This window comes from Provencibacterium massiliense, from assembly GCF_900169495.1.
Taxonomy (GTDB): Bacteria; Bacillota; Clostridia; order Oscillospirales; family Ruminococcaceae; genus Harryflintia; species Harryflintia acetispora.
In genome coordinates this window covers 263005-273762 of the sequence record NZ_FWCH01000011.1, presented here as the reverse complement: position 1 = coordinate 273762, position 10758 = coordinate 263005, and the positions used below count along the sequence as shown (strand labels likewise).

General features: G+C 63.3%; 10 protein-coding genes. 1 reads left to right on the top strand and 9 read right to left on the bottom strand.

The window, feature by feature from the left end:
- Positions 1 to 156: 156 nt before the first annotated feature.
- Entirely contained in the window at positions 157 to 1524 is a 1368-nt protein-coding gene (murC, locus tag B5477_RS05065; RefSeq protein ID WP_079698694.1) for a UDP-N-acetylmuramate--L-alanine ligase, read from the bottom strand.
- A 90-nt stretch (positions 1525 to 1614) separates the two neighbouring features.
- A complete protein-coding gene (locus tag B5477_RS05060) occupies positions 1615 to 2517 on the bottom strand; it encodes a DMT family transporter (protein WP_079698693.1) in 903 nt (300 codons plus the stop codon).
- Between the two features lie 189 nt (positions 2518 to 2706).
- On the opposite strand from B5477_RS05060, the gene spoVG reads away from it, so the two are divergent.
- Positions 2707 to 3009: a septation regulator SpoVG gene (gene spoVG / locus B5477_RS05055; protein WP_079698705.1), complete on the top strand. Its 303-nt coding sequence runs from the start codon at positions 2707 to 2709 to the stop codon at positions 3007 to 3009.
- A gap of 84 nt (positions 3010 to 3093) precedes the next feature.
- Here the strand turns inward: spoVG and B5477_RS05050 are convergent, their stop codons facing one another.
- The 7 genes from B5477_RS05050 to purF all read right to left on the bottom strand — a co-directional run bounded on the left by B5477_RS05050 (position 3094) and on the right by purF (position 10746).
- Positions 3094 to 4269 carry a hypothetical protein gene (locus tag B5477_RS05050; RefSeq protein ID WP_079698692.1) on the bottom strand — a complete coding sequence of 392 codons (1176 nt, stop codon included), beginning with the start codon at positions 4267 to 4269 and terminating at the stop codon, positions 3094 to 3096.
- An 82-nt stretch (positions 4270 to 4351) separates the two neighbouring features.
- The gene (purD, locus tag B5477_RS05045; RefSeq protein WP_079698704.1) at positions 4352 to 5611 is read right to left on the bottom strand and encodes a phosphoribosylamine--glycine ligase; all 1260 of its coding nucleotides are present in this window, start codon (positions 5609 to 5611) and stop codon (positions 4352 to 4354) included.
- A gap of 36 nt (positions 5612 to 5647) precedes the next feature.
- Positions 5648 to 6823, bottom strand: coding sequence for a phosphoribosylaminoimidazolecarboxamide formyltransferase (locus B5477_RS05040; protein ID WP_079698691.1), 1176 nt, complete (start codon positions 6821 to 6823; stop codon positions 5648 to 5650).
- A gap of 18 nt (positions 6824 to 6841) precedes the next feature.
- Positions 6842 to 7543, bottom strand: a complete 702-nt coding sequence (locus tag B5477_RS05035; RefSeq protein ID WP_079698690.1) for an IMP cyclohydrolase — start codon at positions 7541 to 7543, stop codon at positions 6842 to 6844.
- Positions 7544 to 8149 (bottom strand): phosphoribosylglycinamide formyltransferase, encoded by a 606-nt coding sequence (gene purN, locus B5477_RS05030; protein WP_079698703.1) that lies wholly within the window; start codon positions 8147 to 8149, stop codon positions 7544 to 7546.
- A 37-nt stretch (positions 8150 to 8186) separates the two neighbouring features.
- Positions 8187 to 9227, bottom strand: coding sequence for a phosphoribosylformylglycinamidine cyclo-ligase (gene purM / locus B5477_RS05025; protein WP_079698689.1), 1041 nt, complete (start codon positions 9225 to 9227; stop codon positions 8187 to 8189).
- A gap of 70 nt (positions 9228 to 9297) precedes the next feature.
- Positions 9298 to 10746: an amidophosphoribosyltransferase gene (gene purF / locus B5477_RS05020; RefSeq protein WP_079698688.1), complete on the bottom strand. Its 1449-nt coding sequence runs from the start codon at positions 10744 to 10746 to the stop codon at positions 9298 to 9300.
- Positions 10747 to 10758: the final 12 nt, after the last annotated feature.

The following is a 10758-nucleotide window of genomic DNA, read 5'->3' as shown; positions in this document are numbered from 1 at the left end:
TTCCAAAACAGGATATAATTAGGATAAATTCGGAAGGGGCGGGTTAAAAACCTGCCGCTCCTTTTAGAAAACAGCAAAAAGACGACCGTTAGTAACCTATACTAACGGTCTTTTGTACTCTCAAAAAGTGCCCGGGCCTTGCGGCCCGGGCACTTTTTATTCTTGCAGCATCAGCTTGGCGCATTTATAAACGTCGCCGCAGCCGAGGGTGATCACCAAATCGCCCTCCCCGGCGTTTTCCATCACGTACCTGGCGATCTCGGGGAACGTTTCAAACCATACGCATCCCTCGATCTTTTCGGCGAGGTCCTTGGCGTAGATACCATAGGTATTGTACTCCCTGGCGCCCATGATCTCGGAGAGGACCACCCGGTCGGCCAGCGAGAGGGCCTTGGCAAAATCCTCGAGCAGCAGCGCGGTGCGCGAATAGGTAAAGGGCTGGTGCACCGCCCATACCCGGCGGTAGCCTATGGCGCGCGCGGCGCGCAGTGTCACCTCGATCTCCTTGGGATGGTGGGCGTAGTCGTCCGCGATGGTGACCCCGTTTCGCTCGCCCAGGATCTCGAAACGCCGCCCCGCGCCCGTGAAGCTGCCGACATGCTTTGCCGCCTCGGCGGGATCCACCCCGCTCTCGCAGGCGCAGGCGATGGCCGCTAAGGAGTTTGAGACGTTGTGCTCGCCCGGCACCGCAGTGAGGACCTCGCACACCCGCGCCCCGCCATGGTAAAGCGCGTAACGGTATCCCGCGCCCTCGGGGTCCTTCGCGACCTCTTTCGCCTGCCAGTCGTTTTTGTCCCCCAGCCCAAAGGTGACCACCCGCTGGGAAAGGCCTTCCAGAGCGCGGCGGGTGTTTTCGTCGTCCCCGTTCGCGATCACACACCTGGTCGCCAGGGACGCGAATTTGTGGAAGGAGCAAATGATGTTTTCCAGGTTTTTAAAGTAGTCGAGATGGTCCTCGTCCACATTGAGGATCACCGCGATGTCCGGGTAGAGGTGCAGGAAGGTGTCCACGAACTCGCAGCTCTCGACCACCAGGTTCTCGCTCTGCCCCACCCGGCCGTTGCCGCCGATCTCGCGCAGCTTGCCGCCGATGACCGCGCTCGGGTCCGCGCCCGCCGCGAGCAGGATGTGGGTGAGCAGGGCGGTGGTGGTGGTCTTGCCATGGGTGCCGCTGATCCCGATACAGTTTTGATACTGCGAGGTAATCAGCCCGAGCAGCTCGCTGCGCTCGAGTACCGGCTTGCCGCTCGCTTTCGCGGCGATCAGCTCGGGATTGTCCTCCATGATGGCGGCGGAATAAACGATCGCGTCCGCCCCCTCGATATTTTTCGGGTCCTGGCCCATCATCACCTTCATACCCATACTTTTTTCCAGCTCGATGGTGTCGCCCGGATTGTTGTCCGAGCCGGAAATTTCATATCCCCGCTTGAGCAGGATCTGGGCGAGCGGGAAGGTCCCCGATCCGCCGATCCCGATAAAATGTATGTGCCGCTTGCCTTCCAAAATATCCGCCGGTACGCGCATGGCTGTCAACTCCAATACAGATTCAATATTCCATCTTATCTATTATATTGCGAAGCGGTGGGAAAATAAACATTTTTAGGCGCAAAAGCCTCACCGTTTGGCTGAAACCAGGCTGCTGCCCACCATTCCGCCCACGATCAGCAAAATTCCCCCAAGGCCTGCCGCGCCCGGCAGCGGGTCGCCGAGCAGCAGCACCCCGCCGAGCAGGGTAAAGACCACTTCGCCCGACTGGGTCGCCTCGATCAGGGCCAGCCTGCGCGGATCGCCCCGGCACAGGTCGGTCGCCCGGAAGAAGAGGATGGTCGCCACGCACCCCGAGAAGAGAGCCACCGCGCCCGACTGCGCCACCTGCCCCACCGGCGGCAAGCCGCTGCGCAGCAGTGCCAGCAGCGAGAGTATGAGCCAGAACGGCAGACTGCAGACGGTCATGCCGAAGACCCGCTGCACGGTGGAGAGCTCCTGCGGGCAGTGCTCCATCATCTTGCGGTTGCCCAAGGGGTAGCAGAAGGCGGCCAGCAGGATCAGCAGCAGAGCCGCCACCGTCTGCTCCGCGCCTTGCTTATCGCCCGGGCGCACCTGCAGCAGCAGGACCCCCAGCAGGATGACGCAGGACATCCCCAGGTTCTTCAGCGGTATCCTCTGCCCGAAGAGCGGGGTGAGCAGCACCCCCGCCACAATGGTCACCTGCCAACAGGCCGCGACAAACCAGGATTCCCCATAGACCGAGCCCCAGCTCAGCGGCGCGTAAAACAGCCCGAAGCCCACCGTGCTCCAGAGCAGCCAATTTTTCGGGTCGCGCCGCACCGCCTGCAGCACCGCTTGCATCCGCCCTCCCCGGCGGAGAATCAGCGCCAGCATGGGCAGCATGAACAGAAAGCGCAGCGCGGCGCTCCACATCCAGTCCCCGCCCGAGAGGTTCATGCTCCGGTTGAACACGAAGGTAAAGGCGAAAAAGAACGACGCCAGGACCCCATAGACCAACGCCCGTTTCATCCGCTCCCTCCTTCCAAAGTTTTGCACCCCTTGTTTATACCACAAAATCCGGATTCCGTCCAGAAACTGCAAGCAGAGGGTGAAAAAATCTTCCAGAAAATGAATAACGTCAAAAATTATGCCGAATACTATTACCATCAGGCAAGCGCGCGGCCCGCAGTACAGACAACCATCATTAGGAGGCAAAATATGAACATCACAGATGTAAGAATCCGCCGCATCTATCCCGATGCGCGCCTGAAGGCGCTGGTTTCGATCACCATCGACGGGGACTTCGCCGTCCACGACATCAAGGTGATCGAGGGCCCGAGCCGCCTGTTCGTGGCCATGCCGTCCCGCAAGGACGAAAGCGGCAGCTTTCGGGACATCGTGCATCCCATCACCCCCGAGGCGCGCCAGCTCATCGAAACGAGCATCCTCGAACGCTATTACGCTTATCTCGCGGAGAATCCGCCCGAGGCCGAAGTCTCGCCGGAGGCTCCGAAGATATAACCTTCCCCCTCTCATTTCGGGCCGCCGCAGCTTGTGCTGCGGCGGCCCCTTTTCTTGTCCGTCTATGATCGCTTGGAAAAATTGTCAGCCGCCCGTCGGCGGGTTGTAGGGGAAGCCGCCCTCCAGGATATCCCCGAGCTTCCGGGCGCCTTCCTCTGTGAGAAGGTAGCGCGCACCGTAGCCAAGGTCGCTGGAAAAGAGCATCAGGACCGCATCGTTAAAAAGCAGCCGGTAGCGTACGCCCCCGGTAAAATCGACTTCGATTTTCTTAGACCCGCGAAGGGTCGCGGTATCCTCTGTTTTTTCGTAGCTGCCCGGCTTTACCCGTATCCCGGACAGCCGCGGTTCGATCGAACCGGGGTCGCTTGACGAGAAAAGCTGTCGCCCGGTTTCATCGTAGACCCGCGCACCGGCGATCTTGGCGGGATTGATCATCGCGAGCCAGAGCGGCGCCTTCTCACAGCGGGCATACTGCCGGTCGGCCTCGGTGAGGAATGCGTCCCACTTTGCTTTTGGAAATGAAACCTCCATCGCCGGGTAGAGCTCCCTGACCGGCTGGCAGATGCTCCACCAGCCGGCGCGCATCCCGTTTTGGCACAGCTCGTACCGGGTCTTGTATCTGCTCTTCAATTCGATCGCACTGACTCCCTTGGCGCGGGGCTGTAGCTTTGGAGCCGCGAAGTCATCCATCCCCCGGCACAGGTCCTCCAGCGCGTCACTGGCCTGCCCGTCGCACCAGGCGGCGGTCTTTTCCTGGTCGTTAATCAGCCACAGATCCACCCCGCCCAGGTCCGGCAGAGTGGGCGGGGTGCCCTGCGCCAGCCGGCGCAGCTTCTCCTTCGCCGCCGCGAGCGAAGTGGACATCCCATAGTACTGCTCATAGCCGCCCTCTGCGCTGACGCCGAGCAGCCCGCCATAAAACGAATAGGTGTAGGCAAACCGATTCTCTTTCGTACTGAACCAGATGGTCGTCCCGAGCTCGCCCCCGCCCGCGGCGTAAAAATCGGAAAGGCTCTCAAAATCGCCGAGTTCCACCGCCTGCACCCCGCTAAGCGCGGCAAGGGCTTCGTTCAGCGTCCCGGCTGAAAAGGTGCGGTCCACTTCGTCCCAGCTTCCGCCCTCGGTGATTTTTGCCGGATCGGGCAGCGGGATGGCCCGCTCGCCGCCCATTTGCGCGCTCCCCTGTGCGGCCGGGGCGGGCAGGGCGAGGGCGAGCGCCATCACGAGCGCCAGCGGCGCTGCCAGCGTCTTTCCAAACATTCGTCATTCCTCCTCAAAACAAAGGCATCCCCTCGCGGGCGGAAAAGGGGATGCCCGATACGGCAGTCCTGCCGCTAAAATCTTATTTCCTGCCGATGTCGGTGCGGTACTGTTTGCCCGCAAAATCGATCTTTCCGGCGGCCTCGTAGGCGCGGGCGAGCGCCTGTGCGAGGTCCTTCCCCCGCGCGGTCACGCCCAGCACCCTTCCGCCCGAGGTGACGGTCTCCCCGTCCTTTATGGCGGTCCCGGCATGGTAGATAAAGACGTCCTCGCCGAAATCTTCATCCAGCCCCGTGATGGCCTTGCCCTTTTCATAGCTGCCCGGGTACCCGCCCGAGGCGAGCACCACGCAGGCCGCCGCGCCATCCGAGAAGCGCACCGGCACTTCACTCAGCCGCCCGTCGCGCACCGCCTGCATGATCCCCAGCAGGTCGCTTTCCAAGAGCGGGAGCACCACCTGGGTCTCGGGGTCGCCGAAGCGGCAGTTGTATTCGATCACCTTGGGGCCTTCGGGGGTGAGCATCAGCCCGAAGTAAAGGCACCCCTTGAAGGTGCGCCCCTCCCGGTTCATCGCTTCGACGGTGGGCAGGAAGATCGTTTCCATGCACGCCTTCGCCACCTCGGGGGTGTAATACCGGTTGGGGGCAACGGTGCCCATACCGCCGGTGTTGGGGCCGCGGTCCCCGTCCAGGGCGCGCTTGTGGTCCATCGAGGAAACCATCGGCACCAGGGTCTTCCCGTCGGTGAAGGCGAGCACCGACACCTCGGGCCCGGTGAGGAATTCCTCGATCACCACCCGGTTGCCGCTCGCGCCGAAGATTTTGTCCTCCATGATCGAGCGCAGGCCTTCCCGCGCCTCTTCCTCGCTGCCCGCGATGATGACGCCCTTGCCCAGCGCCAGCCCGTCCGCCTTGATGACGACCGGATACTTCCCCTGCGCCCGGATGTAGTCCAGCGCCTGACGCGGGTCCGCGAATACCTCATAGCCGGCGGTGGGGATGTGGTAGCGCTTCATCAAATCCTTGGCAAACACCTTGCTCCCCTCGATGGCGGCCGCCGCCGCCGTGGGGCCGAAGGCGGGGATCCCCGCCTCCTCGAGCCGATCCACCATCCCGAGCGCCAGCGGGTCGTCGGGCGCGACCACCACAAAGTCGATCTTCTGCTCCTTCGCGAAGGCGACCATTTTGTCAAGGTCGGTCGCGCCGATGGGCACATTTTCGCCGAGCGCCGCCGTCCCGGCGTTGCCGGGTGCGCAGTAGAGCTTTTCCACGCCCGGGCTCCTTGCTATCGCCAGGGCGATGGCATGCTCGCGCCCGCCGCCGCCCACAATCAGTACCTTCATGAAAATGTCCATTCCTTTCTGGGGATTGCGCAGATTTTAGTGGTGGAACAGCCGGATCCCGGTAAAGGCCATCGCCATGCCGTACTTATCGCAGGTCTCGATCACGTTGTCGTCCCGGATCGACCCGCCCGGCTGCGCGATGTACTGCACGCCGCTGCGGTGCGCGCGCTCGATGTTGTCCCCGAAGGGGAAGAACGCGTCCGACCCGAGCGACACGCCGCCCATGGTGGCGAGCCACGCGGCCTTCTCTTCCCGCGTCAGCGGCTCGGGGCGCAGGGTGAAGAACTGCTGCCAGGCGCCGTCGCGCAGCACGTCCAGATAGTCGTCCGAGATGTACACGTCGATGGTGTTGTCCCGGTCCGCCCGGCGGATGCCTTCCCTAAAGGGGAGCGCGAGCACCCGCTCATGCTGGCGCAGGTACCAGAAGTCCGCCTTGTTGCCGGCCAGCCGGGTGCAGTGCACCCGGGACTGCTGCCCCGCGCCCACGCCGATGGCCTGCCCGTCCTTGCAGTAGCAGACCGAGTTGGACTGGGTGTATTTGAGGGTGATCAGCGAGACGATCAGGTCGCGCCTGGCAGTCTCCGGGATGTCCCCATTTTTGGTCACCACGTTTTCGAGCAGCTTCTCATCAATTTTCAGCTCGTTGCGCCCCTGCTCGAAGGTGACGCCGAAAACATCCTTGTGCTCGACCGGCGCCGGGACGTAGCCGGGGTCGATTTTAACCACGTTGTAGCCGCCCTTGCGCTTAGCCCTAAGGATTTCCAGCGCCGTGTCGGTGTAGCCGGGGGCGATCACCCCGTCGGACACCTCGCGGGCAATGATCCGCGCGGTCTGCTCGTCGCAGACGTCGCTGAGCGCGGCCCAGTCTCCGTAGGAGGACATCCGGTCCGCCCCGCGGGCCCTGGCATAGGCGCAGGCGAGCGGGGAGAGCTCCATGTCGTCCACAAAGTAGATTTTTTTCAGCGTATCGCTCAGCGGCAGCCCCAGCGCCGCCCCGGCGGGGCTGACGTGCTTGAAGGAGGCGGCCGCCGGCAGCCCGGTGGCCGCTTTCAGCTCGCGCACCAGCTGCCAGCTGTTGAAGGCGTCGAGGAAATTGATGTACCCCGGCTTGCCGTTTAACACCTCGATGGGCAGCTCGCCCTGCTTCATGAAAATTTTCGACGGCTTTTGGTTGGGGTTGCAGCCGTATTTGAGTTCCAGTTCCTTCGCCATGGCAGACACTCCTCTCCCTTACTGATGTTTGTTGACGATCCGGTTGTCGGTCTGCCCGGTGCGAACGTCGATGAAGCGCACGAAGAGGGAGACCTTGTTCTGCTCATTGAGGCTCTCCCACACCCGTTCGGTGAACCCGTCGATGTCGTCCTCGATTGCCACCAGCTCAGGCTCCCCCTCGAAGGAGGGGATAGGGTTGCCGTCGCAGCGGTAGGTGTGGATGAAATGCCCCTGCCCGGGGATGGGGTCCTGGTACTCGTAGAAGTACCGCCGCGCCGCCCGCTCGTCCCCCTCGGCGCTCTTGAGGATCGAGAGCTTGTAGTCGAACCCCCTAAGCACCCCGGAGATGCGGGGGGTGAAGTTCGGCCCGTCCGGCTCGAAGGTGCGGGTGCGCAGCGCCTCCTCGAAGGTCTTGCCGCTCTTTAAAAACTCATAGACGGTGTCGGTCTGGTCCCCGTTGGTGACGATGGTGACATCCCCCAAAACCCGTACCGGGGCATAGATCACCAGCGACGGGTCCACCATTTTCTGCGGGTCATGCGCCTGGGTGCGCAGCCCGCCGCCGTCCTCGACGAACACCCGGTTGCGGCTGTTCTCGCTGCGGCCCATGATGAAATAGGCGATGACCGCCTTTTCCCCGTCCCGGCTGCGCCCGATCATGATCCCCCGCCCGGGATAATCGTTGCCGCGCAGCAGCTCATAAAAGCTCTCACATTTCATTTAGCTTACCTCCCCTTCTGCCTGCTCGCAGACGAGCTCCACCGCCCTGGGCAGCAGCTCCCATTCCGCCTGCTCCATGATCCGGCGCTGCAGCGTCTCGGGGGTGTCCCCCTCCAGCACCGGCACCGCCTTTTGCAGGATGATCCTTCCCCCGTCGGTGATCTCGTTGACAAAGTGCACCGTCGCGCCGCTCACCTTGACGCCATACGCCAGCGCCGCCTCGTGCACCCGCAGCCCGTAAAAGCCGTCTCCGCAAAACGACGGGATCAGCGAGGGATGGACATTAATGATCCTATTTGTATATTTTTTGCAAAATTCTCCCGAAAGGATACACAAAAAACCCGCCAGGACGACGATTTTCGCCCCGTACCGCGAAAGCGCCTCATCCAGCGCGCGGGAATATTCCTCCTTGCCGGGGTAGGCCTTTCTCGGCACCACCTCGGCCGGGATCCCGGCGGCCCCGGCCCGCTGCAGGGCATACGCCCCCTCCTTGGAGGAGAGCACGCAGACAAAATTGACGTGGGGCAGCTTGCCCGCCGCCTGCGCATCGATGAGGGCCTGCAGGTTGGTCCCGCCGCCCGACACCAGTACCGCCACGTTTACCACTTCGATCATTTCCCTTCCGCGCCCGCTCCCCGGGCGTTTAATCCAGCACGACCGAGCCGTCGCCCGCCATGACCTCGCCGATGATCTGCGCGCGCTCGCCGCACCCATTTAGAATGCGCACCGCCTCGTCCGCCTGCGCGGCGGGCAGGACGGCGATCATGCCGATCCCCATGTTGAAGGTGTTGTACATGTCCCGTTCGGGGATGTTCCCCTCCTTCTGGATCAGGGGGAAGATGGGGGGCAGCGGGAAGCTGCCCTTGTGGATGACGGCGTTTACGTCCTTGGTCAGCGCGCGCGGGATGTTCTCATAAAACCCGCCGCCGGTGACGTGGCAAACCGACTTGACCGCTATTTTTTCAAAAAGGGCGAGCATCGGCTTCACATAAATCCTGGTCGGGGTCAGCAGTGTCCCGAGCAGGGAGCCCTGCAGCTCGGGAACCTGCTTATCAAACGAGCGATCCTCCCCGATCCCGAACACCTTGCGCACCAGCGAGAAGCCGTTGGAATGCACCCCGCTCGAGGAGAGCCCGACGATCGCATCGCCGGGGCAAATCGCAGTCTTGTCCAGGACCTTTGCGCGGTCCACCACCCCGACCGAGAAGCCGGCCAGGTCGTATTCGTCGACGCCGTAGAAGCCGGGCATCTCGGCGGTCTCGCCGCCCACCAGGGCGCAGCCCGCCTGCACGCAGCCCTCCGCCACGCCCGAAACGATCTCGGCAACCCGCTCGGGGACGTTTTTGCCCACCGCCAGGTAATCGAGGAAGAGCAGCGGCTTCGCCCCGCAGCAGATGATGTCGTTGACGCACATCGCCACGCAGTCGATCCCGATGGTGTCGTGCTTGTCCGCGATCTGGGCGAGGCGCAGCTTGGTGCCCACCCCATCGGTCCCGCTGACCAGCACCGGGCGGGTGAGCCCCGTCATGTCCAGCTCGAACATCCCGCCAAAGCCGCCGATCCCGTCGATCGAGCCGGCGGTCATGGTGCGCGCGACGTGCTGCTTCATCAGCTCCACCGCACGGTAGCCCGCGGTGACGTCCACCCCGGCCGCCTTGTAACTTTCACTAAAGCTTTTCTGCATAGCTGTCCCGTCCTCCATGTCGCACTGGGCGACGGTAATGTATTGTGTGGCGGACCCGAGAACGGGTCCTCTATTTTTTCTTGTTCTTGACCGATTCGGGGATCGGGCAGTCGAACTTATTGGCGGGCATCTCGGCCGGCACCTCGATGGGATATTTGCCGGTGAAGCACCCGGTACAGAAGCCGCAGTGCGCCCCCTCGGCGATCCGCTCGACGTCGGGCACGCTCAAAAACCCGATCGAGTCCACCCCGGTCTCCCTGGCGATCTCGGGCAGCGAGAGCCGGCAGGCGATCAGCTTGTCCCGGCTGTCGATGTCGGTGCCGAAATAGCAGGGGTTCATAAAGGGCGGGGAGGAGATGCGCATATGCACCTCCCTGGCGCCCGCGGCGCGCAGCAGCTCGACGATGTGGGCGGTGGTCGTGCCGCGCACGATCGAGTCGTCCACCATCACCACCCGCTTATCCTTGACGGTGGCGGCCACGGCGTTTAATTTGATCCGCACCAGCGCCTCGCGCTCCATCTGGGTGGGCTGGATGAAGGTGCGCCCGACATAGCGGTTCTTGATGAAGCCCACCCCATAGGGGATCCCGCTCTCGCGGGCGTAGCCCATCGCGGCGTCCAGCCCGCTGTCCGGCACGCCAATGACCACATCCGCCTCTACGGGGTGCTCCTTGGCCAGGAACGCCCCCGCGCGCTGGCGGGCCATATGTACGCTCGCCCCCTCGATCACCGAGTCGGGCCGCGCGAAGTAGACATATTCAAAGACGCAGACGTTGCCCCTGCGGCCGCAGTGCGTCTCGATCGAGCGCTCGCCCTTCGGGTCCACCACCACGATCTCGCCGGGACGCAGGTCCCGCACGAAGGTGGCCCCAATGCTGTCGAAGGCACAGGTCTCGGAAGCGAAGACGATCTGATCGTCCCCGATCCTGCCCATCGACAGCGGCCGAAAGCCCCACGGGTCGCGCACCGCGATCAGCTTGGTGGGCGAGGAGATCACCATCGAAAAGGCGCCGCGAAGTCTCGGCACCGCGCGCTCGACCGCGACCTCGATCGAAGGGGCACTCAGCCGCTCGCGGGTGATCATGTAGGAGATGACCTCGGCGTCGGTGTCGGTGTGGAAAATGCCGCCGCTGCGCTCGATCTCCTCGCGCAGCTCGTGGGCGTTGACCAGCGCCCCGTTGGTGCCCAGGGCCATCGGCCCCTTGACGTGGCGCACCATCAGCGGCTGCGCGCTCGAGCGCGACTGCACAGGCTTGGCGGCGTAGAGCACATGCCCGATGGCGATCTGCCCCTTGCCAAGCCGCTCGAGCGCGCCGTGCCCGAACACGTCGGGCACCAGTCCGCGGTCCTTGTGCGAGCGCATGACGCCCTCGTCGTTGACCACGATCCCGCAGGTTTCCTGCCCGCGGTGCTGCAGCGCATAGAGCGCCAGATAGGTCTTGGCCGCCACCTCGTCCTCGCCGCTGCGGTCGTAGATGCCGAATACCCCGCATTCCTCGTGTAGCTTCTCGTTTTGCATGCGCAGGCCTCC

Coding starts and splice junctions, on each gene's coding strand:
- murC (WP_079698694.1), bottom strand. CDS start 1,524: ATGCGCGTACCGGCGGATATTTTGGAAGGCAAGCGGCACATACATTTT.
- B5477_RS05060 (WP_079698693.1), bottom strand. CDS start 2,517: ATGAAACGGGCGTTGGTCTATGGGGTCCTGGCGTCGTTCTTTTTCGCC.
- spoVG (WP_079698705.1), top strand. CDS start 2,707: ATGAACATCACAGATGTAAGAATCCGCCGCATCTATCCCGATGCGCGC.
- B5477_RS05050 (WP_079698692.1), bottom strand. CDS start 4,269: ATGTTTGGAAAGACGCTGGCAGCGCCGCTGGCGCTCGTGATGGCGCTC.
- purD (WP_079698704.1), bottom strand. CDS start 5,611: ATGAAGGTACTGATTGTGGGCGGCGGCGGGCGCGAGCATGCCATCGCC.
- B5477_RS05040 (WP_079698691.1), bottom strand. CDS start 6,823: ATGGCGAAGGAACTGGAACTCAAATACGGCTGCAACCCCAACCAAAAG.
- B5477_RS05035 (WP_079698690.1), bottom strand. CDS start 7,543: ATGAAATGTGAGAGCTTTTATGAGCTGCTGCGCGGCAACGATTATCCC.
- purM (WP_079698689.1), bottom strand. CDS start 9,227: ATGCAGAAAAGCTTTAGTGAAAGTTACAAGGCGGCCGGGGTGGACGTC.
- purF (WP_079698688.1), bottom strand. CDS start 10,746: ATGCAAAACGAGAAGCTACACGAGGAATGCGGGGTATTCGGCATCTAC.